We start from the raw sequence: 22,573 nt of genomic DNA, 5'->3' as shown, positions 1-22,573 counted from the left end.
CATTTTACTGGTGTTTCAAGGGTTTGTCTAGCTTTTTCGGTAAATTCCACCCTCAGACTGCCTACTGCTCCTGCTCAAAGAACTGGACCAATTGGCCAACAACATCGGTTTCCAGCATCGTATGGATTTGTGAAATCGTGTGAGAAACCGCTTCAGGACCGGTTGATCCGTGGGTTTTAATCACTGGAGCTTTTAGACCAAACAATACCGCTCCGCCATGAGAGGAGTAGTCTAATTTGTCCTTCAAACCGTACAATGTGTCCTTCAAAAGCAGCGCACCAAATTTCCCTTTAGCGCCTGCATCCTTAATACTGCCTTTAATTAACTGCATCAACCCCATCGCTGTTCCTTCAATGGTTTTCAACACCGCATTACCGGTAAAGCCGTCCGTCACAACTACATCAGCTGCTCCGTTTAACAATTCCCGTGCTTCTACGTTGCCGATAAAATTGATGCTTTTTTCAGCCTGCAGCAATTGATAAGCCTGCTTAGTTAACTCGCTGCCTTTGGTTTCTTCGGTTCCGTTGTTTAAAAGTCCCACGCGAGGATTCTGAATGCCGCGAACATGCTTCGCGTAAAAAGAGCCTAAAATCGCATATTGATGCAAGTGCTCCGGTTTATTTTCGGCATTCGCTCCTAAGTCAAGCATATCAAATCCTTGATCCCCGCTTAAAACAGGCATCGTTGACATCAAACCAGGACGTTCAATTTTTTTAATTCGGCCAACAATAAATAATCCGGCTGCTAATAACGCCCCTGTGTTTCCAGCTGAAAAGATCGCATCTGCTCGCCCTTCTTTAACTGCTTGAGCAGCCAATACCATAGAAGCGGTCTTTTTGCGGCGAATCGCCTTAACCGGTTCATCGTCGCTATTGATTTTTTCATCGGTATGGATAATTGTGATATTGGTTTCGTCGGTTACATATTGACGGATAGCCTCTTCTTTACCATATAATTGGAACTCAATGTCTGGATGGTTTTTCTTTGCCAGCATAACGCCTTCCACAATTGCTTGTGGGGCAAAGTCGCCGCCCATCGCATCTACTGCGATTCTCATTTGAGGGTCACTCCTTTAATTTTTATTTTAGTATAGCACACTAATCGAAATATGTTTCGCCGCTTTGCGTAGGTTGAATTACTTGATCCAATGGGGCGTATTCCGGCTGTTTTTGCCAGTTTTCCACTTGCCAAATCGCAGCAGCTTCTTCACGAGCCACCTCTAATACATTGGCATCATTAACTAAATCAGCAATAATAAACTGCGGCAAGCCTGATTGGCGGAAGCCGAATACTTCGCCGGGACCACGTAATTCCAAGTCCTTCTCACTTAACACAAAGCCATTATTGGTTTCCGTCATGATCTTCATCCGCTCTTTACCCATTTCGTTTTTCGGGCTGGCTACTAAGATACAATAGGAAGCTTCTGAGCCTCGACCTACTCGACCGCGTAATTGGTGCAGCTGAGCCAAGCCAAAACGCTCTGCATCGATAATAAACATGACAGTGGCGTTGGGTACGTTCACGCCAACTTCAATTACCGTAGTAGAAACTAAGATTTGACTCTGATTATCCTTAAACTCTTCCATGATGGCTTCTTTTTCGGCGTTTTTCATTTTACCGTGGAGTAAGCTGACTTGGTAATCTGGTGCATAAAAGGCTTTTAACTGCTCGTAGATTTCCGTCGCATTTTGCACATCCAAGGCCTCAGATTCTTCAATCAAGGGACAAATCACGTAGATTTGATGCCCGCGTTTAAGTTCCTGACGGGCCCAATCCAGAGTATGATCCAGCTGCTTTGGTTTTATCCAGCTGGTTTTTACTGGAATCCGGCCAGCTGGCATTTGATCAATTACGGAAACGTCCATCTCTCCGTAAGCTGTAATCGCCAAGGTTCGCGGAATTGGGGTAGCGGTCATAAAGAGCACGTCTGGATGTAATCCCTTTTCTCGCAGCACTCGCCGCTGATTTACCCCAAAGCGATGCTGCTCATCGGTAATCACTAAGCCTAGATTGGAGAATTGAACATTGTCCTGAATCAAGGCATGGGTTCCCACAATCACATCGATTTCGCCATTAGCCAGCGCTTCTAAAATGACTTTACGCTCTCTAGCCTTGGTGGAGCCAGTTAACAAAGCAATGCTGACTTCTAAAGGATCAAAGAGCTGCGTTAAGCTTTCCAAATGCTGCTGGGCCAAAATTTCGGTTGGCACCATCAAAGCTCCCTGGAAGCCAGCGGTCATAGCAGCATACAAAGCAATTGCTGCTACTACTGTTTTCCCACTACCAACGTCTCCCTGCAGCAAACGCTGCATGTGCTTTCTGCTGCGAAGATCATAACAGATTTCATTGGTTACTTTTTTTTGCGCATCGGTTAATTCGAAAGGCAAGCTTTGGGTGAACTTCTTCAAGCGTTGCACGTCGTACTTGACGGTAATCCCGTTCTTTTCGCTGCGTTCGCTGTTTTTCAAGCCCTGCATCCGCATTTGGAATAAGAAGAACTCTTCAAAGACTACCCGCCGTTTGGCTTGGCGACTTTCTTCAGGGTTCCTAGGAAAGTGCATAGCAAACATAGCGAGTCTTCGTGGAATCAATCGGTATTTTTCCAGCAAGTAGGCTGGCAAGTTTTCCGGAATTTCGTTGCCGTATTTTTCAAAAGCGACTTTGATCAGCTCAACTAAGGTACTTTGCCGAACCGATTTTGACACGTGATAAATTGGCGCAAAATCTTCTGTCTGCTTGCCGCCGAGAATTTTCATCCCGGTTAGCGATTTGCGTTTAGCATCCCATTTGCCGTATACAGCAATTTCTTCACCAACCTCAGCTTTATCTTTCAGGTAAGGCTGATTGAAGAAGGAGACCGTGAATACAGCGTGATCCTGCATCATGCGAAATTGCAGCCGGCTCTTTTTGTGGCCAAATCGATTCAGCACCGGTGCTGAAACTACTACACCTTTGAGAGTAACTTTTTCTTGATCGTTAATTTCCAGCAGATTCTTTTCCTGGATATCTTCGTAACGGAAAGGATAGTAGCTGAGCAGGTTTTCAATCGTGAGGATGCCTAACTCCGCAAGATTTTGCGCACGCTTAGGACCTACTCCCGGTAAAACACTGACACTATCTTGCAAGGTCATACAATTCCTCCTCTCGTAATAGCTTAAGATAAAAAAAGGCCGGGAAATCCCGGCCTTTTTGGTTTATTCAGCTGAAAGCAAGTAAGGATATACAGGTTGATTTCCTTCGTGGATTTCAACTTCTAAATCAGCATCCATGGATTCAATCGCTTCTGCTAATTGTTGGGCTTGTGCTTTGGTACCTTCTTCACCATAAATGATGGTAATGATCTCAATATCAGCAGTGATCATTTGTTTTAAGGTGTCCAAGGTCGTTTGGTACAAGTCAGGTTCAGACAAGACAATCTTGCCGTCGATCATTCCTAGATAATCGCCTTCGTGGATTTCCACGCCGTCGATGGAAGTATCGCGGATCGCATTGGTAATTTGTCCGCTGACCACTGATTCCAACATTTCAGACATGGCTTTTTTGTTGTCTTCCAAGCTTTGTTCCTCATTGAAGGCCAACATTGCGGTCATTCCTTGAGAAATCGTTTTGCTTGGTACGACAACTACTGGAACATCGGCTACTTCAGCAGCTTGATCGGCTGCCATGAAGATGTTCTTATTGTTAGGCAGCACAATGACTTGATCAGCATTGACTTCTTTGACTGCTTTCAAGATGTCTTGTGTGCTTGGGTTCATGGTTTGGCCGCCGCTGATCACGTAAGAAACGCCTAAGCTCTTAAAGAGTTCTTTTACGCCTTCACCGGCTGCAATAGCAATCACAGCATAAGGCTTGCGTTCAGCATTGGCAGTTCCTTCAAATTCAGCAACTTGTTCATCGTGTTCCAAAATTGATTCATGCTGCAAGCGCATGTTGTCGACTTTGATCTTCACTAACGAACCAAATTTTTGACCGTAATTCATGACTTCACCAGGATGTTCGGTATGCACGTGGACTTTAACGATTTCTTCATCGTTCACCACTAATAAAGAATCTCCCAGTCCGTCTAAGTAATTACGGAAAGTATCGTAGTCAAATTGACTGTCTACGGTTGGACCTTGGCCTAATTGAACCATGATCTCCGTACAGTAACCAAATTTGATATCTTCAGTAGCCATATGACCTTGAACACTGCGGTGATGCTCAGCATTCACCATTTCGTCCATTTCAGCTGGTCCCGGTTCAAAGGCTTCATCAGCGAAATATTCGCCGTTCAACGCACTTAAGAATCCTTCATAGATAAACAGCAAGCCTTGTCCGCCGCTGTCTACTACGCCGACTTCTTTTAACACTGGCAGCAAATCTGGTGTTTTATCCAATGCCCGTTTGCCGCTTTTAACGACAGCTTCTAATACTTCGATGACATCATCGGTTTGTTTAGCTTTGCGATCGCCAGCTTTCGCTGCTTCACGAGCCACCGTTAAAATGGTTCCTTCAACAGGCTTCATTACCGCTTTATAGGCTGTTTCAACCCCGTGAACCAGAGCTTTTGCCAAGTCTTGGGCATTTAACGTTGCGACATCAGGAATTTCTTTAGAAAAACCACGGAATAATTGCGACAAAATAACTCCTGAATTGCCGCGAGCGCCCATTAATAAACCTTTAGCTAGTACGTTCGCTAATTCGCCAACTTTTTCAGAGGGAGAATTGACGACCGCCGTTGCACCACTGGTCATAGATAAATTCATATTGGTTCCAGTATCGCCATCTGGTACTGGAAAGACATTTAACGAATTGACATATTCTGCATTAGTTTGCAGACGTTTAGCGCCAGCCTCCACCATTTCTTGGAATTGGCTCGCGCTGATTTCTGTTACCTTCACTTAGATAATCCTCCTTAAGAACACTGCCCTACTTAGTCTGGCAGTACGCGTACACCTTGGACAAATACATTCACTGAATTGGCTTTGACACCTAGTAACGTTTCAAGATTGTATTTCACTTTTTCTTGTACGTTGCGGGATACTTCAGAAATTTTTGTTCCATAGCTGACGATTGTATAAACATCAACCGCAATTCCATTTTCCTCTTGACGTACGACGACCCCGCGAGAATAATTTTCTTTACGTAAAATTTCAGTAATATTGTCTTTGATTTGTTTTTTGCTTGCCATACCGACAATTCCGAACACGTCGGTCACTGCCCCGCCTACTACTGTTGCGATGACATCATTTGAAATTTCGATCATGCCTGTTTGGGTATTAATCTTCACAGCCATTGTTGTTAGCCTCCTTAAATAAGCCTATTCGCCCATTTTTTCTACTATAATATTCTATCATAGCCCCCATGCAATTAAAAGGAAGTTCGACTAAAAGCCTGACCTATGTACTTGCAACTTTTCCATCTTTGAGCTAACAGTGTCTAATTTACCTGCAAAAAGCCGTCTTGTCAATCTTTCTTAGAAAATATGCTTGCTATTTTATTTCTTTTGTGCTAAATTATTTTAGTATGAGCCAAAGAAGCGCTCCAATATCAAGGCAAAAGGAGGAAACAACACATGGCAAAAGTTTGCTATTTCACTGGCCGTAAAACAAGCAGCGGCAACAACCGTTCTCACGCTATGAATGCAACAAAACGTACTGTAAAACCTAATTTACAAAAAGTTCGTGTAATGATCGACGGCAAACCTAAAAAAGTTTGGGTGTCAACTCGTGCTTTGAAATCTGGAAAAGTTGAGCGCGTTTAATTCAAATTAATCGAACACAACCAAACCGTTCGACTGAACGGTTTTTTATTTTTCTAAGCCAAACGCAGCAGACTGTTTTTTATAAGACAGTTTGCTGTGTTTTTTTCTTCATAAATTTTTAACACTTCTTTCGGGCGATCTTCTTCTTCATCTGTTTTCATCTATGGTAAACTTTGAGTAGTATTTAATAGATAGGATAGAAATTTGGTGACTCTTTTGAAAAAATATCTTCGTGAAAATCGCTGGTACTTATTGGCCAGCTTTGGTATACCCTTTATCTTAATGATTATTGCGTATTTAACGATTGGAATTTACCCTGGCTCCAGCCGCAGCATTTTGGCTAGTGATGCTTTTTCGCAATTTTCCAATTTCCACGCCAGCTTTAGAAATATGCTGCTGGGAAAACAAGGGCTCTTTTATACTTGGAATGCTTCATTAGGCTTGAATTATCTTTCGCTGGTTTCTTACTATTTAGGCGGCTTCTTTACTCCGCTGGTGATTTTCTTTCCTAACCAGTATATGCCGGATGCCTTGTACGTTATTACTTTGCTGAAAATCGGTTCAGCCGGACTGGCCTTCTGGTTTTATGCTAAAGAAAGCTTCCGCCTGCCGAATTGGTCGAAGGTGGCACTAAGCACTAGTTATGCTTTGATGTCCTTTGCTACAGCTCATTCGGAAATTATTATGTGGCTGGATGCCTTTGTTTATTTGCCGCTGATTATTCTCGGGATTAATCGGATTATGGACAAACGGAAACCAACCGTGCTTTTTGTTTCCTATTTAATGTTGTTTCTAACCAGCTTTTATATGGGCTTTATGATCGGGGTCTTTTCCGTCCTTTATTTTATGGCTCGTTTGTTGACCAACTGGAAACGATACAAAAAAAGCATCCTGCCTTACGGAATTACTTCGCTGTTAGCCGGCTTTGCTTCCATGATTATGATTTTACCGGCCATTGTGGATTTACGGACCAATGGGGAAGAATTAACCAAGATTACGCAGCTGAAAACCGAAACAACCGGCTGGTGGGATTTTGTGGCGAAAAATATGGTAGGAGTTTACGACACCACTAAATATGGTTCGATTCCTTTCATTTATATTGGCCTGTTTCCCTTAGCACTTTGTTTGTTTTATTTTCTATCGAAGAAGATTCATTGGAAAAATAAAATCCTTTACGGTTTTGTGGCAGCGTTGCTGATTGCCAGCTTTTACATCGTGCCGATGAATCTGTTGTGGCACGGGATGCATGCACCGAACATGTTCCTGTTTCGTTATGCTTATCTGCTGTCCTTTTTGATTATTACTTTAGGGGCCTGGGGCTGGGAAAAACTCACCCGGGAAAACAGCTTGCAGCTAGTAGCTATTTTACTAATGATGATTGCAGCTATTTCGATTTTCTGGGGCATGAAGGGCAAAGGCTATGACTATATTGAGAACTATTCCTTTTATGTTTCCCTAGCCTTTTTAGCTTTCTACGCGTTGATTCTGACGGGCTATTATTTCAAACGAATTCCGCTTAAAACCATAACGATGTTGTTCCTGCTGCTGATGGGCACTGAAGCCTTTGTTAATGCAGACGCGATGATTCATGGGATTCTTGATGATTGGAATTACGCCTCCCGTAGTCTGTATACTGATCCGTATCCTAGTATTAAGTCACTGGTGGATCAGACCAAGGAAGAGAATGACAGCTTTTACCGTTTGGAAAATCTCGATCCGGTTTCTTCCAACGATGCCTTTAACTATGACTACAGCGGCGTCAGCATGTTCTCTTCGATTCGTAATCGCCATTCGTCTGGCTATCTGGATCAGTTAGGCTTTCGTTCACGCGGAACCAATTTGAATATTCGCTACCCGAACAATACTTTGCTGATGGATTCCTTTACGGGAATTAAATACAACATTGCTAAAACTGATGACCTGGCGAAATACGGCTTTACCCAAGTCGGCAAAGAAGGCGATTATCATTTATACGAAAATGAGTACCAGCTGCCGTTGGCCTTTTTGGCACCAAAAACGGTCACGAAGCTGAAGCCTCTGCCAAATGACAATTTAGGTACTCAAACGCAGCTCTACAATGCGTTAGCCGAAGAAAATTATCAGTATTATCAATTTCTACCGATTCAACAGACCGACAGCGAAAATGCAGTAATTAGCAATACTGGCAATATCATGACCATCGCCGAAGAAGAAGGCAATGTTGCCAAACAAGTCACTTGGCAGGTCCGAGTACCGGCCAATACACAAGCTTACTTGAGTCTGTTTCCATATGATTTTGGCGAGTTGGAAAGCTCCACAGCCAGTGTCACGGTCAATGGACGAACTCGGAAAACGCAGATCAATATTAACGGTCAGTACTATGATTTAGGCTATTATCCAGCTGAAACTTACGTAACTTTTACCGCCAGCTTCTATGGAACCAAATCGGTCAGCTTCCAAAATCCGCAGGTGTTGGCTTTGGATACGGTGGCTTATCATTTAGCCAGCCGGAAAATTCAAGAAAACGGTGTGGAAATGACCGTTGGCAAACACAGTGCTGCTGGTACGGTGACTGCCGATGAAGATCAAACCTTGGTAACCACGATCCCTTACGATGAAGGTTGGCAGGCTAAAGTCGACGGGAAAAAGGTTGACATTACTGCCTTTGAGGATGCCTTTGTCAGCATCCCGATCGAAAAAGGTGAACACAAGGTAACCTTCACTTATACTCCAGCAGGCTTTGTACCTGGCGCTATTTCCTTTGTAGTTTCGATTTTACTGTTTATCCTATATCTGCATTGGCTAAAACGCAAAGACGGCAATCAAGACGTGCACAAATTACGCCGTCCCCGCTTGCCACATTAACTAATACGCTAAAAAAGGCGATCAAGATGTTTTCACGCATCCTGATCGCCTTTCTTTTTTTAATAGCTAGTCCAGCCGCCATCGACTACTAGAACATCGCCATTTACAAAGCTGGCATCGTCTGAAACTAAGAACAAGGCCGCTTTCGCAATCTCTTCTGGGTCACCTGAGCGTGGATTAGTCCCCTTACCCAAGTCTTGACGTTCTTCGCCGAAATCATTGGCATCATCGGAAGAATCCGAATCTAAAATCCCGGTATCAATCGTTCCCGGCGCAATCGCGTTCGCTCGGATGCCTTTTTCAGCATACATATAAGCTGTATTACGAGTTAAACCTATGGTCGCATGCTTGGCCGCTGTATAAGCTGCACCGCCTCTAGCACCGTGCAAACCGGCCACAGAAGCAATATTCAAAATAACTCCCGACTCTTTTTCTAGAAAGATATCCAACGCCAAACGAGAAGTATAGAAGACGCTATTCAAGTTAGTAGCCATCACTTTTTCCCAAAGATCATTCGTTACATCATGAATCGCCTCACGTCCATCCATAATTCCCGCATTGTTGATTAAAATATCCAAGGTACCGAATTCATCTACTGTTTGCTTAAACATTTTTTCCAGCGCTTCTTGATCGCTGACATCGGTTTCCACTGCTAACGCTGAGCCGCCCGCTTGTTTCAATTTCTCAACTAATTCTTCAGCCGTCTCAAGGTCCAGATCAGCGATAACTACCTTCGCACCGTTTGCTGCTAAGGTTTCCACAATCGCTGCGCCCATTCCTGAAGCGCCACCAGTTACAATTGCCACTTGGTCTTTTACACTCATCAAAACACTTCTTTCTCTTTAAAATAAATACCCAAAAAATACACCATTAAAGAATGAAAAACTTAGGTACATCAAAAACATTGTGATGATCCCAATCGGCACCCCCGTCAAAAACTTAGGGATTGTTGCCATCGACATCCGATCCAAGGCGCCAATATAAGCCACACTGAACACAAAATACATCGCACCATAGATAATCACCTGATACATAAAGTCAGCCACGTCCACTGCCTCAATCCGTGAAAATGTCGCCGTACTCATTAAAAAGACGACTACCAACATCATCTTTTTCAAGTCAATTGTCAACCTAGGGGCAAGCAAAGTAATCCCGCTGATTACTAAAGCAATTCCTCCAGCATAAACCAGCTCCATGACACTTTCCGTCCCCGGAATCCCTACCTCAGTCACCAATACCGCAAAAACAAGACCAGCGATACAGTAAGCGATATAATTCAATAAAGCACTATAGGCCGTCCACGCTACTGGACTGGGACCTTCTGCCGGCACACTTTTTTGCTTGTACTTCTGTGCACAATAGCAGGTAAATAAAATACAGCCAAAAAAGACCAACCGATTCGCTATCGTCATTTTTTATTCCCCCCTTCTACTTGTTCCACTTGATGTTCAGCAGCTGACTGCCTTCTTCGCCTAACACGCGATTACGTAACACATAATCGATCAATGGCGTTAGACAGTTCATAATCAAAATACTGTAGCTGACACCCTCTTCGGTCACACCATAATAACGGAAGACCATCACCAGCGCGCCGCAGCAAAAGGCAAACAAATATTCACCAGCTCGGGTGGAAGGAGTCGACGCATAATCAGTGGCCATAAAGAAAGCTCCGAACACGGCACCACCACTAAGGACATACCCCAATACGGTATTCAAATCGGCTGTGAAAAAGTTTTGCCCATCAAAGACAAAAGCAATCACCGCAATCGTTCCCAGCATCGTTAGCGGAATCCGCAGATGAATGATTTTCTTATACACCAAAATCGCGGCACCAATCAAAATCAGCAAGGTACTGGTTTCCCCTAAACGGCCGCCAATATTTCCGACAAAGGTATTAAACAATTCCTGGCCAGATAAGCTGCCCCCGTTATTGAGAATCTCCAAAGGCGTCGCACTAGTTACCACATCCGGTGTAATTCGATTAAAGGGCGGGTCCGGCCAGCTGATTTTGAACATTTCGGTAAAGAACAAACCTACCAGCAAAGCTCGACCGCCTAAAGCCGGATTGATAAAGTTAAAACCAATTCCGCCAAAAAATTCTTTTACGACAATAATGGCAAAGGCCGAACCAATTGCGGGAAAATACCAAGGTGCAGAAGGCGGCATGTTGGCTGTCAATAAAATCGCCGTTACTATCGCACTCAAATCCCAGGTCAATTCTTTTTTACACAACTTAAACCACAAAATTTCACTTAACTGAGCCGTAACAATCGCTACCAAATATAGTCCCCAAACTCGAAAACCAAAATAATAACCGGCCCCCAACATCGAAGGTACAAGAGCGATAATCATCCACATCATGATTTTTCTAGTTGTATAATCGCCGCGAATATGCGGATTTGCCTCAGGCGGCGGAACGTTCTTTTGAGCTTTGGCAAATATTTCCGCGCTTTTGCCAGAAACATGATCAACTTGTTTTGCATCATTTTTCATCGTCTTAAGCCTCCTGTAATTCTTCAATCTTGGCAGCAGCAGCGGTGATATTTTTAGCCAAATCACGCCTAGCCGGACAAACATAAGTACATGCGCCGCAGTTGATGCAGGCTTCTGCCATCAAGTCCTGACAGCGTTTGAACTCGCCTGCTCGGTAAAATAAATCCAGGTTTTGCGGTTCTAAACGCATCGGACATACCTCGGCACATAAGTTGCAGCGAATGCATGGACTTTCTTCATAGTACATTGCATGCTCTGTGTTCATGACCACCAATCCATTACTGGACTTAGTGATCGGCACCTCCAGCGTATCAATAGATTGCCCCATCATCGGACCGCCAACAAAAATCTTCCGCGGATCCCCTACAAAGCCTTCACAAAAATCAATCAAATCCCCTGTCAACGTACCAATCGGACAAGAAACGGTTTGTTTCTTCTGCACATCTCCCGTCACCGTACAAAAACGATTGATCAACGGTTCTTTTCTTTCTACCGCATCAGCCACTGCTGCTGAAGTCGCCACGTTCATTAAATAGACCCCAGAGTCTACTGGCACCCCATCTAAGTCCACTTCAACACCTAGCAGCCCTTCCAACAGCTGTTTCTCTCCACCTTGCGGATAACTGGTGCGCACCTTTTCCACTGTTACATCAGAAAAATCAGCTGCCGCCTCTTCCATCTTTTTGATGGCATCTGGCTTGTCATCTTCAATCGCAACGATTACCTTTTTGGCTCCCAGAATCTTTTGTGCAATTCGTGCACCAGTCAGTACCTTGGCACTTTCTACTTGCATCAGTAAGTTGTCCGCTTCTAAAAATGGCTCACATTCCGCTCCATTTAGTACGATTGTCTCTACTTCAACATCATCATCTACTGTCAACTTAACGTGGGTTGGAAAAGTCGCGCCCCCCATTCCCACAACGCCGGCTTCAGTGACCCGCTCAACTAGTGCATCTTTATCTAAATTATCAAAGCTTTCAATCTTTTCCGGCGCTTCACGAACTTCATTTTCTTCCTTCTTAATCACAATCGTCGGCACTTCACCGCCAGAATTATCCGGCCAATCCAAAATATCAATCACTGTTCCAGAAATCGTGGCGTGAGTATTGGCACTGACGAAGCCCCCAGCTTCGGCAATCAAATCCCCCGCTTTCACGTGATCACCAACTTCCACCACCGCTTCTGCCGGCGCTCCGATATGCTGCTGCATCGGAACATAAACTCTTTCCGGAATAAAGGTGATGACGTCACTTTGCTTCACCTTCCACTTTTCCTTGAACTTTTCCGTTGACGGGGCAAAAATAAACCCGCCGGAAAACTTCCCTGGTGCCGTTCTTTTCATGGTATTTCCTCCTTTTCGGCTGTATAAATCAAGAAAAAAGGCGTTAGAACTATGCTCTACGCCTTTTTTCCCAGAGGATTCAAAGCGCCGCATCCTCATTTCTTGTCTACGTACGTGCTTTTATCTCTTGCCTATTCAAATCCTCTTACATTTTATCTTCAATGACAGGATCTTTAACCATATTAGCTCCTAAATAGCCGGCTGCCGCAGTTAAGATTAAACCTAAGATCATTGCTACAAAGGCCCAAATAGATGCCTGTGAAGTAGCAGTCGCTGCCTCATCCGCTGTTTGACGGGCTTCTTGAATTGCATCGTCTAAGTCATCTTGCGCTTGGTTCAAGGCATCTTTCGCATTTTCTACCTGCGTTTGGGCTTCTTCTGATGCTGTGCGCAATCCGGTAACGATATTTTGTGTCGCTTCTTGGGCTTCCTGCTGATTCAAATCAGTGTTAGATTCCACAGCATTAGCAATTGCTTGTTCATCAACAGAATCGCCAATCGTTTTAGCTCGATCTTCTAAATTATTCGATAAATCACTAATGATTTGATCTGAATTCTCTGGATTGGTTACGATTTGTTTCCCTGCTTCAGTGATTTCATCCGTTGCTTCTGATAATTGATCTCTTAAATAGTTCGGTTGCAGCTCAGGAATATCGGTGTCTTGTAATACTTGCTCTACTTCATTTTGCAAATTCTGCGTATCGACTGAGCTGATATTACCTGATACCTCTTCAAAACCTTGGGAAATCGCATCACCAGCTCCTGAAGCCACTGTCTCCACACCATCACCAATGGCTGAAGTAACAGTACCTAGTAATGATCCCACTGCTGAAAACGCACCAATGGTTACGTAAGATAAGATTGCAATCAAAGCAAAGACACTGGTTGCCCACGTCAAGAAGCCATGCAGCAAGCCAACTCTTCTAGCCGCAATCCCTGAAACCAGTCCAGCTCCAAAGAATGATAGAACCATCGTCACTACTGTCCAAATAATTACACCTGTGCCAACACCGTCCAATGGATTGCTGGAGGTCGGTTCCACCATGCCAAATCCAATTGCTGAACCAATTAATGAAAAAGTAAACAAAAGTGCAAAAAATGTTACTACACCAGCAAAAATTGATCCCCACGAAATATTGTAGCCAGCTTCTCTTCCGTCCGTCTGCCAATATCTTCTAAGTCCTCTATTCATGATAAATTCCTCCTTTGTTATTTCTGAATATACAATTAGTGTAACAAGAGTTGGATTTTTTTATCAAACAATACGACTTTAAGCAGATTTATTGACAAATAAATGTATATTTGTACAAAAAAAGGATCAACAGCTTTATCGCCATTGATCCTTTGTATTAGTTTTTGTATTTTACTTCTGCCAAGTACAACCCCTCTGGATGAGCAGTCGGCCCCGCAGCATTGCGATCCTTCAGAGCAATAATTTCCGGAATACTGTCCGCTGGCAAGCGTCCATTGCCGATCTTCAATAGCGTCCCAACCAAAATCCGAATCATTTTATATAAGAAACCATTCCCGCGAAAAATAAAGGTTATTTCTCTACCATCCGAACTAACTTCCATATCCGCCTGATAAATCGTCCGCACCTTATCCTCAATTGAACCTCCCGTAGCACAAAAAGAAGTAAAATCATGAGTCCCTAACAAATCCGGCAACGCCTGCTGGATCTTTTCCAAATCCAGTGGATAAGGATAGTAGGACGCATAAAACCGGCGAAACGGGCTGCGAGGCTTTTCAATCTGTACTTTGAAATGATAAGTTTTCTCCGCTACATCATAACGTGCATGAAAATCCTCAGATACAATCTCAACTGAGCGTACTGCGACATCCTCCGGCGTTTGCGTATCCAGCCCAAAGCGCATCCGTTCTACTGGCCGCTCTTGAGGGTAATCAAAATGAATCACCTGGCCCATCGCATGGACGCCTGCATCCGTGCGCCCAGAACCATAAATAGTGATTTGCTCCCCATTATTCATTTTCTGCAGCGTTTTTTCAACCTCTTCTTGCACTGTTCGGCCATTCGGCTGCTTTTGAAACCCATGAAAGTTCGTACCATCATAGGCAATGACTGCTTTGTATCTAACCATAAATTCTCTCCTAAAAAGCATATATTCTCGAAAAAAATCCGAACTACTTTAGTCTGGCTCCAAACGAGTAGAGCTTCTGCTAATATAGTTCGGATACAATTGTTAACTTCGTAAAAAGACTAATACTACTGTTACTGCCGCAAAGGCAATGATTACCGCTGTGTCTCGGCCTGACCATTTCAATAAACGATACTTGCTGCGGCCTTCACCCCCGCGATAGCCGCGAGCCTCCATCGCTGTTGCCAAATCCTCAGCACGATTGAAACTGCTGACAAACAGCGGGATCAGCAAAGGAACGACGGCTTTGACTTTTTGAATCAAATTGCCTTCACCAAAGTCCACTCCACGAGCTCGTTGTGCGTTCATGATCTTCTCCGTCTCATCCATCAGCGTAGGAACGAACCTCAGCGCGATAGACAGCATCAAAGCAATTTCGTGCACAGGAACATGCACTACGCGAAAAGGCCCTAAAAGCGATTCTATGGCATCTGACATTGATAACGGTGGGGTCGTCAATGTTAGTAAAGTCGACATAAAAATAATCAAAATGAAACGGCAAAAAATGAAAAGTCCATTTTGAATCCCGTACTCAGAAAGACTAAAAATTCCCCAAGACCAATACAACGTACCACCCCGGGTAAAGAGCATCTGTAAAATCACCGTAAACGAGATCAGCCAAATTAATGGTCGCACGCCACGAATGAAGAAGCTCAGATCCACTTTCGACAGCATGATCGCAAACAAAGTAAATAATCCTAAAAACAAATAGCTTTGCCAATTGTTGGCTAAAAAGATAATCCCGATAAAATAGAAGCTGGCAACTAGTTTAGCCCGCGGGTCCAAGCGATGAATCAGTGAGTCGCCTGGAATGTAGCGGCCAAAAATCAGTTTATTCATCATGGACAGTACCTCCTGCCTCACGAATAATCCAATCCGCTAGTTCTGTTTCTGTCAAAGGCAACTGGTCAAAACGAGCGCCCTTTTCCTGCATCTTTTCAGCAAATGCACTAGCTGCAGGAACCCCTAGTTGCTTTTCTTTCAGCCATTCAACATTTTGAAAGACCGCTTGCGGAGTTCCGCTGTTGACCACTTGGCCTTTTTCCAATACATAAACATAATTGGCAAAATTCGCCACATCATCCATTAAATGGGTCACTAAAACAATCGTCATGTTGCGATCTTTATGCAAACGCCAAAATATTTCCATCATTTCCTTGCGCCCAGCCGGATCTAACCCAGCTGTCGGCTCATCTAAGACCAATACTTCCGGCTGCATTGCCAATACACCAGCAATCGCTACCCGACGCATCTGGCCGCCAGATAGTTCAAATGGCGAGCGTTCCAAGAAGCTTTCATCTAGACCAACTAAATTCAACATCTCAGCTGCTAATTTCAACGCTTCTTCTTCCTTCACCCCAAAGTTCTGAGGACCAAAGGCGATATCCTTAGCCACTGTTTCTTCAAACAGCTGTGCTTCTGGAAACTGAAAAACGATCCCGACTTTTTTCCGCACGGGTTTTAAGTTTTTGTTGTCAGTGGTCGGTGTAATCACCCGATCACCAATCGTTACCTGGCCATCAGTTGGCTTCAACAACGCATTTAGATGCTGCAAAAGTGTGGACTTGCCGCTGCCGGTATGTCCAACTAATGCCGTATAAGAACCTTCTTCAATCGCTAAATCAATATCAACTAGTGCACGTTGTTCAAAGGGAGTATTCGGTTGATAAACATAGCTTACTTTTTCAAAACGGATGTCCATAACCAGTCCATCATCCCTTCTTCATCCAAATAGGTGGTTGGGACTTCAACCCCACGGGCCTTCAATGCCATTTTTAACTTTTCAGGAAATGGCAGATCAAGTCCTAACGAAACCAGTTCAGGACCTGCAGAGAAGATTTCCCCCGGTGTTCCTTCCTGGTACAGCTGACCTTCCCGCATGACTAAGATGCGATTAGCACTGGCTGCCTCATCAATATCATGAGTAATAGAAATAACGGTTAGCTCGTTTTCTTCTTTAATTTGACGAATCGTTGCAATCACGTCTTCCCGACCTTCCGGGTCCAACATGCTGGTAGCTTCATCCAAAATAATAATGTCTGGACGCAGTGCCACTACTCCAGCAATGGCCACCCGCTGCTTTTGCCCGCCTGACAAACGCGCCGGTTCCCGGGTCGCAAATGAAGTCATCTTGACTTGTTCCAAAGCATTTGTTACCCGTTTTAGCATTTCATTGCGCTCAATGCCTTGATTTTCTAACCCAAAAGCGACATCGTCTTCCACAGTCGCTCCCACGAACTGATTGTCAGGATTTTGGAAAACCATGCCCACCATGCGACGAACATCCCAGACAGACTCTTCTGAGAGCACTTGGCCACCAACTTTGACACTGCCCTTTTGCGGCATCTGCAAGCCATTAATGGTTTTGGCAAGGGTGGATTTTCCAGAACCGTTGTGTCCAACGATGGCAATCCATTCACCTCTATTTATAGTAAAAGAAACATCTTTTAATGCTGGTGGGGTATCTTCTTGGTAGCTAAATTCAATCTGATTAACTTCAATAATTGGATCCATGACAGCACCCTTCATTTACATATATTTCATTTCCCAAAAATCTGTCCTAAGACTAGCAAAAAAGCGGGATTTTTTCAATTTGTTCTACTTAAAATGCTTTTTGATACCTTGATGTCTTGACAGGAAATCAGGGTACAAAAAAACACTTTATGATGAGTGCATGCTTCCCAGAACAATCTGGGAAGCAGCGCTGAGCTAGACTCGGAGATTTCTCTCCAACATCATAACACTCTAAAGAATCATCTTAAAGTGAAGAGTGATTATTAAACAAGTTCAATAACAACCATAGGGGCGTTGTCGCCGCGACGAGGTTCAGTTTTCAAGATACGAGTGTATCCTCCTTGACGTTCAGCGTAACGAGGTGCAATGTCGTTAAATAGCTTTTGTAAAGCTGTTTCAACAACGATTTCATCGTTTTCTTCGCGAACATCAGCGGTTTCATTACGTACAAAGCGTGCTGCTTGGCGACGTGCATGAAGATCCCCGCGTTTTCCTAAAGTAATCATCTTTTCAGTTGTTGAACGAATTTCTTTCGCACGAGTTTCAGTCGTTACGATGCGTTCGTTGATAATTAAGTCAGTTGTTAAGTCACGCAACATAGCTTTACGTTGGCTAGATGTGCGTCCTAATTTACGATAACTCACGTAGGTTTCCCTCCTTTGTCAACAATATTAATCGTCTTTACGTAGGCCTAGGCCTAAATCATGTAATTTAGCTTTCACTTCTTCAAGTGATTTACGGCCTAAATTACGAACCTTGATCATTTCAGGTTCAGACTTATTCGTTAATTCTTGAACCGTATTGATTCCGGCACGTTTCAAACAGTTGTATGAACGTACAGACAAATCTAGTTCTTCGATGGTCATTTCCAACATTTTTTCTTTTTGAGTTTCTTCTTTTTCTACCATGATTTCCGCATTTTTCGCTTCATCTGTTAGATTTACAAAGATATCCAAATGTTCAGTTAAAATTTTTGCAGCTAAGCTTAACGCTTCTTGCGCAATAATTGAACCGTCTGTCCAAATTTCCATCGTTAATTTATCAAAATCATCTCTACGACCGACACGGGTATTTTCAACTTGGTAGTTGACTTTACGTACTGGTGTGTAGATAGAATCGACTGGAAGTACACCGATTGGCATATCTTCTTTTTTGTTTTCGTCTGCTTGAACATAACCTCGACCAGGTCTTACTGTAAGGCGAGCGTGGAATGTCGCACCTTCAGCAACTGTACAGATGTACATATCTTTATTTAAGATTTCAACGTCGCTGTCAACGATAATATCGCCGGCAGTAACCGTAGCTGGTCCAGTAATATCGATCTCAAGGGTTTTTTCTTCTTCGGTGAATAATTTCAACGCTAAACCTTTGATATTCAAGATAATTTGTACTACGTCTTCTCTTACACCTTTTACAGTAGAGAATTCATGCAATACGCCGTCAATTTGAATATTAGTAATAGCAGCACCAGGTAAAGAAGAAAGTAGAATACGACGTAGAGAATTACCTAAAGTAGTTCCATAACCTCTTTCCAAAGGCTCAACAACGAACTTGCCATAATCTCTGTCTTCATCAATTTTTGTGATTCTTGGTTTTTCGAATTCAATCATTCTTATCATTTACCCCTTTCAAAACGAAAAGTGTCTTGTTCAATGACGTTCCTGTAAAACTCATAGTGAGAGGGGCACTCATTAAACACGACGGCGTTTTGGAGGGCGGCATCCATTATGAGGTACTGGAGTCACGTCACGAATTGCGGTTACTTCCAAACCTGTTGCTTGCAATGAACGAATAGCTGCTTCACGACCTGAACCAGGTCCTTTAACAGTTACTTCAACACTTTTCAAACCATGTTCCATTGCAGCTTTTGTAGCTGTTTCAGCAGCCATTTGAGCAGCGAAAGGAGTAGATTTTTTACTACCTTTAAAGCCTAATGAACCAGCAGAAGACCAAGCTAGAGCATTACCGTTTTTATCAGTAATCATGATGATTGTATTGTTAAAAGTCGAATGAATGTGAGCAATTCCTGACTCAATATTCTTCTTCACACGACGTTTACGATTAACTTTCTTTGCTACCATGAAGATTTAACCTCCTTCACTAATTATTTTTTCTTACCTGCAATCGCGCGAGCTGGACCCTTACGAGTGCGCGCATTGTTTTTCGTGTTTTGACCACGAGTTGGTAATCCACGACGATGACGGATTCCACGGTAAGAACCGATTTCCATCAGGCGTTTGATGTTTAGGTTGACTTCACGACGAAGGTCACCTTCAACTTTTAATTTATCAACTTCTGCACGAATAGCGTCTGTTTGTTCGTTTGTTAGATCACGTACACGAATGTCTTCAGATACGCCAGCATCGGCTAGAATTTGTTTCGCAGTAGTATTTCCGATACCAAAAATATAAGTTAAAGAAATTACTACGCGTTTATCACGAGGAATATCTACTCCTGCAATACGAGCCATATTAAATTACACCTCCAATTATCCTTGACGTTGTTTGTGTTTTGGATTTGCTGGGCAAATCACCATAACTCGTCCGTTACGACGAATCACTTTACAATGTTCGCACATTGGTTTTACTGATGGTCTTACTTTCATGATAATACCTCCTGAAGTTTTACGGAGTACAATTTACTTAAAGCGATAGGTAATGCGACCACGACTTAGATCATAAGGAGAAAGTTCAACAGTCACTTTATCCCCCGGCAAGATTCGAATATAATGCATTCGAATTTTACCGGAAACATGTGCAAGTACTTCGTGCCCATTTTCCAATTCGACTTTAAACATTGCATTCGGCAAAGTTTCGACGACTGTTCCTTCGATTTCGATCATATCATCTTTTGCCACGCAGAGTACCTCCTTGTTTTTGTTTCGCATTTTCACACGATAAAATGGCGGAAACTGCAGTTCCCACCTTGATTTTTAAGTTTCACTTCTAGTTAGAAGTCGGACTGACATATTCTATCATAAAACATTAAACTTGGCAAGACGAACTGCATTTTTCAAGTCGGTAGTAAAAAACTATTTTGCAATAATTTTTTCTACATCTGCAAATACGGCATCAATGTCACGATCTCCGTCGACTGGATATAACAGACCTGCTTCATTGTAGAAAGCTAAAATTGGTTCACTAGCTTTTACATTCACAGCTAAACGATTCTTAACCGTTTCAGGCTTATCATCATCACGTTGATAAAACTCATGTCCGCCGCAGCGATCACAGGTTCCATCGACTTTTGTAGGATTGAATATCTTATGATACGTCGCTCCACAATTTCGACAAATAAAGCGTCCTGCTAGTCGTTCAACTAACACTGATTCAGCAACTTGAATTTCGATCACAGCATCGATCTTTTTGTTCAAGTCTTCAAGCATTTCAGCCAGTGCTTCTGCTTGATCTAATGTACGTGGGAAGCCATCTAACAAGAAACCTTTATCAGTATCCTGTTGTGCTAGACGTTCCTTCACAATACCATTTGTTACTTCATCTGGAACCAAATTCCCTGCATCCATAAAGGATTTTGCTTTTAATCCGAGTTCAGTCTCGTTTTTAATTGCTTCACGGAACATATCGCCAGTACTGATATGTGGAATATTGTATGTTTCTACAATTCTTTCAGCCTGTGTTCCTTTACCTGCTCCAGGCAGCCCCATTAAGATGAGGTTCATTGTTTTCCCTCCTTAATAAATGCGAAGCGAGAAGGGTGTTGAGGAACCCCTCAACCCACTTACTCTGCATCCATGAAACCGACATAACGCCGTTTCAACATAAGTCCTTCTAATTGTTTCGCAGTCTCTAACGCAACCCCTACCACGATCAGCAAGCTGGTACCGCCCAATCCGATAGATTGTGGCAAGTCCCAAACCATTTGAGCAATGATTGGAATTAAGGCAATTAGTCCTAAGAACATAGCACCAACTACACTTAAACGCATCAAGATTTGCGATACGTATTCTTCAGTCCCTTTACCTGGGCGCACACGCGGAATGTAACTTCCTTGTTTTTGCAAGTTCTCTGCCAATTTCTCAGGATTTACCTGAACAAAGGCATAGAAGAAAGTAAAGGCAACAATCAGAACAGTATAAATCGCCGCACCGGGTACCGTGTTATAACTAAACAAATTAGTTACAATCCCATACCAATCTTCCGCGCCATAGCGACCCGCTAAGGCTTGCAGCACCGCATTTGGTGTTGCGATGAAAGAGCTGGCAAAGATAACCGGAATAACGCCGGCAGCATTTACTTTTAATGGCAAATAGCTGCTGGTTGGTGCACCAACGACTTGTTTAGTATATTGAATCGGAATTTTTCGTTCCGCTTGCTGGAAGTAAGTAACAAAAACAACGATCAAGATCATTGCTAGTACTAGAATTACAACAAAAATGACAGATTTCCAAATTTCACTAGATTCAATATTCACGAAATAGTCCTCGTAAATGTCTACAATACTTTGCGGCAACCGTGAAACGATTCCGGCAAAGATAATCATAGAAACGCCATTCCCAATTCCTTTTTCCGTAATTTGTTCACCTAGCCAAGTAACAACCATGGTACCAGCCGTTAAGATGACACCGATAGTTATAAAGGTTTGCATATCACTATCTGGTACGAAACCAAATTGAGCAAAATAGTTAAATCCTGCTGTGATAGAGACAGATTGAACGAATGCCAGCACCAACGTTAAGTAACGCGTTGCTTGATTCAGTTTCTTCCGTCCGACTTCCCCTTGCTTAGACCATTCAACAAATTTCGGCACAATATCCATCTGCAATAATTGAATTACGATAGATGCTGTAATATAGGGTGAAACCCCCATAGAGAAAATTGAGAAGTTTTGCATGGCAGAACCGCTGACCATATTCAGCATTCTGAAAAATGGCATTTCGCTTAAGCCTTGCAATCCTCTAGCATCAACCCCGGGTACTGTGATCTGAGCACCGATTCTAAAAACCAGTAAGATCAATACCGTAAACAGGATACGAGATCGGATGTTTTTTACCTTAAAAGAATCTTTTAAAAGTTTAAACATTAGATCACCTCGATTGATCCACCTGCAGCTTCAATTGCTTCTTGTGCAGCTTTCGAGAATTTTGTAGCCTTAACTGTTAATTTTTTATCTAAAGAACCTTTAGCTAATACTTTGATTCCAGATTTTTCGTTTTTCACGATTCCAGCTTCAACCAAGACAACTGGAGTTACTTCTGTTCCGTCTTCAAAGCGGTTAAGAACGTCTAAGTTTACTACTGCGTATTCCTTGCGGTTTACGTTAGTAAATCCACGTTTTGGCAAACGACGGAATAAAGGAGTTTGACCCCCTTCAAAGCCTAAGCGCACGCCTCCACCTGAACGAGAGTTTTGACCCTTTTGTCCACGACCAGAAGTTTTACCGTTACCTGATGAAGTTCCGCGACCGACACGATTACGAACTTTACGAGAACCTTCTGCAGGTTTTAATTCATGAAGTTTCATT

The 22,573-nt window shown here is 43.0% G+C and carries 24 protein-coding genes; 2 read left to right on the top strand and 22 right to left on the bottom strand.

The features are described 5' to 3' along the window. Positions 1–61: 61 nt before the first annotated feature. The 4 genes from plsX to JZO70_RS06685 all read right to left on the bottom strand — a co-directional run bounded on the left by plsX (position 62) and on the right by JZO70_RS06685 (position 5,275). Positions 62–1,057 (bottom strand): phosphate acyltransferase PlsX, encoded by a 996-nt coding sequence (plsX, locus tag JZO70_RS06700; RefSeq protein ID WP_207672767.1) that lies wholly within the window; start codon positions 1,055–1,057, stop codon positions 62–64. A 40-nt stretch (positions 1,058–1,097) separates the two neighbouring features. Beyond that, positions 1,098–3,131, bottom strand: a complete 2,034-nt coding sequence (gene recG / locus JZO70_RS06695; protein WP_207672766.1) for an ATP-dependent DNA helicase RecG — start codon at positions 3,129–3,131, stop codon at positions 1,098–1,100. A 63-nt stretch (positions 3,132–3,194) separates the two neighbouring features. Further along, positions 3,195–4,880: a DAK2 domain-containing protein gene (locus JZO70_RS06690; protein WP_207672765.1), complete on the bottom strand. Its 1,686-nt coding sequence runs from the start codon at positions 4,878–4,880 to the stop codon at positions 3,195–3,197. 32 nt (positions 4,881–4,912) lie between these two features. Next, complete coding sequence (locus JZO70_RS06685) at positions 4,913–5,275, bottom strand: Asp23/Gls24 family envelope stress response protein (protein WP_207672764.1); 363 nt, start codon at positions 5,273–5,275, stop codon at positions 4,913–4,915. Between the two features lie 279 nt (positions 5,276–5,554). Here JZO70_RS06685 and rpmB point away from each other — a divergent pair, with 279 nt between their 5' ends. Together rpmB and JZO70_RS06675 are read left to right on the top strand one after the other, a co-directional pair. Continuing rightward, positions 5,555–5,743, top strand: coding sequence for a 50S ribosomal protein L28 (rpmB, locus tag JZO70_RS06680; protein ID WP_010756473.1), 189 nt, complete (start codon positions 5,555–5,557; stop codon positions 5,741–5,743). 216 nt (positions 5,744–5,959) lie between these two features. Then, positions 5,960–8,587, top strand: coding sequence for a YfhO family protein (locus tag JZO70_RS06675; RefSeq protein WP_207672823.1), 2,628 nt, complete (start codon positions 5,960–5,962; stop codon positions 8,585–8,587). A 59-nt stretch (positions 8,588–8,646) separates the two neighbouring features. Here the strand turns inward: JZO70_RS06675 and JZO70_RS06670 are convergent, their stop codons facing one another. From JZO70_RS06670 to rplO, 18 genes are all read right to left on the bottom strand, one after another. After that, positions 8,647–9,411 carry a glucose 1-dehydrogenase gene (locus JZO70_RS06670; RefSeq protein ID WP_207672763.1) on the bottom strand — a complete coding sequence of 255 codons (765 nt, stop codon included), beginning with the start codon at positions 9,409–9,411 and terminating at the stop codon, positions 8,647–8,649. Between the two features lie 18 nt (positions 9,412–9,429). After that, positions 9,430–9,999 carry a hypothetical protein gene (locus JZO70_RS06665; protein WP_207672762.1) on the bottom strand — a complete coding sequence of 190 codons (570 nt, stop codon included), beginning with the start codon at positions 9,997–9,999 and terminating at the stop codon, positions 9,430–9,432. A 16-nt stretch (positions 10,000–10,015) separates the two neighbouring features. Beyond that, positions 10,016–11,080, bottom strand: a complete 1,065-nt coding sequence (locus JZO70_RS06660; RefSeq protein WP_207672761.1) for an RnfABCDGE type electron transport complex subunit D — start codon at positions 11,078–11,080, stop codon at positions 10,016–10,018. A gap of 4 nt (positions 11,081–11,084) precedes the next feature. Then, on the bottom strand, positions 11,085–12,422 hold the full coding sequence (gene rsxC, locus JZO70_RS06655) for an electron transport complex subunit RsxC (protein ID WP_207672760.1): 1,338 nt from the start codon (positions 12,420–12,422) through the stop codon (positions 11,085–11,087). A 145-nt stretch (positions 12,423–12,567) separates the two neighbouring features. Next, entirely contained in the window at positions 12,568–13,614 is a 1,047-nt protein-coding gene (locus tag JZO70_RS06650) for a hypothetical protein (RefSeq protein ID WP_207672759.1), read from the bottom strand. A 157-nt stretch (positions 13,615–13,771) separates the two neighbouring features. Next, the gene (gene truA, locus JZO70_RS06645) at positions 13,772–14,521 is read right to left on the bottom strand and encodes a tRNA pseudouridine(38-40) synthase TruA (RefSeq protein WP_207672758.1); all 750 of its coding nucleotides are present in this window, start codon (positions 14,519–14,521) and stop codon (positions 13,772–13,774) included. A 102-nt stretch (positions 14,522–14,623) separates the two neighbouring features. Next, the gene (locus JZO70_RS06640) at positions 14,624–15,421 is read right to left on the bottom strand and encodes an energy-coupling factor transporter transmembrane component T family protein (RefSeq protein WP_207672757.1); all 798 of its coding nucleotides are present in this window, start codon (positions 15,419–15,421) and stop codon (positions 14,624–14,626) included. Next, positions 15,411–16,280: an energy-coupling factor ABC transporter ATP-binding protein gene (locus JZO70_RS06635; protein WP_207672756.1), complete on the bottom strand. Its 870-nt coding sequence runs from the start codon at positions 16,278–16,280 to the stop codon at positions 15,411–15,413. Before JZO70_RS06635 ends, JZO70_RS06640 begins: the two co-directional genes overlap by 11 nt. Then, positions 16,256–17,092, bottom strand: coding sequence for an energy-coupling factor ABC transporter ATP-binding protein (locus tag JZO70_RS06630; protein WP_207672755.1), 837 nt, complete (start codon positions 17,090–17,092; stop codon positions 16,256–16,258). The genes JZO70_RS06635 and JZO70_RS06630 overlap by 25 nt, the downstream gene beginning before the upstream one ends. Positions 17,093–17,355: 263 nt before the next feature. After that, positions 17,356–17,736: a 50S ribosomal protein L17 gene (rplQ, locus tag JZO70_RS06625; protein ID WP_207672754.1), complete on the bottom strand. Its 381-nt coding sequence runs from the start codon at positions 17,734–17,736 to the stop codon at positions 17,356–17,358. A 27-nt stretch (positions 17,737–17,763) separates the two neighbouring features. Beyond that, positions 17,764–18,702, bottom strand: coding sequence for a DNA-directed RNA polymerase subunit alpha (locus JZO70_RS06620; RefSeq protein ID WP_207672753.1), 939 nt, complete (start codon positions 18,700–18,702; stop codon positions 17,764–17,766). Positions 18,703–18,783: 81 nt separating this feature from the next. Beyond that, complete coding sequence (gene rpsK, locus JZO70_RS06615) at positions 18,784–19,173, bottom strand: 30S ribosomal protein S11 (protein ID WP_207672752.1); 390 nt, start codon at positions 19,171–19,173, stop codon at positions 18,784–18,786. A gap of 23 nt (positions 19,174–19,196) precedes the next feature. Next, the gene (gene rpsM, locus JZO70_RS06610; protein WP_010756461.1) at positions 19,197–19,562 is read right to left on the bottom strand and encodes a 30S ribosomal protein S13; all 366 of its coding nucleotides are present in this window, start codon (positions 19,560–19,562) and stop codon (positions 19,197–19,199) included. 18 nt (positions 19,563–19,580) lie between these two features. Continuing rightward, positions 19,581–19,697 carry a 50S ribosomal protein L36 gene (gene rpmJ / locus JZO70_RS06605; RefSeq protein ID WP_010742772.1) on the bottom strand — a complete coding sequence of 39 codons (117 nt, stop codon included), beginning with the start codon at positions 19,695–19,697 and terminating at the stop codon, positions 19,581–19,583. A 33-nt stretch (positions 19,698–19,730) separates the two neighbouring features. Continuing rightward, on the bottom strand, positions 19,731–19,949 hold the full coding sequence (infA, locus tag JZO70_RS06600; RefSeq protein ID WP_010756460.1) for a translation initiation factor IF-1: 219 nt from the start codon (positions 19,947–19,949) through the stop codon (positions 19,731–19,733). 174 nt (positions 19,950–20,123) lie between these two features. Further along, on the bottom strand, positions 20,124–20,771 hold the full coding sequence (locus JZO70_RS06595; RefSeq protein ID WP_207672751.1) for an adenylate kinase: 648 nt from the start codon (positions 20,769–20,771) through the stop codon (positions 20,124–20,126). Between the two features lie 59 nt (positions 20,772–20,830). Continuing rightward, positions 20,831–22,132 (bottom strand): preprotein translocase subunit SecY, encoded by a 1,302-nt coding sequence (secY, locus tag JZO70_RS06590; RefSeq protein ID WP_207672750.1) that lies wholly within the window; start codon positions 22,130–22,132, stop codon positions 20,831–20,833. Further along, entirely contained in the window at positions 22,132–22,572 is a 441-nt protein-coding gene (gene rplO / locus JZO70_RS06585) for a 50S ribosomal protein L15 (protein ID WP_207672749.1), read from the bottom strand. Before rplO ends, secY begins: the two co-directional genes overlap by 1 nt. Between the last annotated feature and the right edge of the window lies 1 nt (position 22,573).

The sequence above is a fragment of the Candidatus Enterococcus moelleringii genome (assembly GCF_017377575.1).
GTDB classification, from domain to species: Bacteria; Bacillota; Bacilli; order Lactobacillales; family Enterococcaceae; genus Enterococcus_A; species Enterococcus_A moelleringii.
This window is presented reverse-complemented; position numbering and strand designations above follow the sequence as displayed.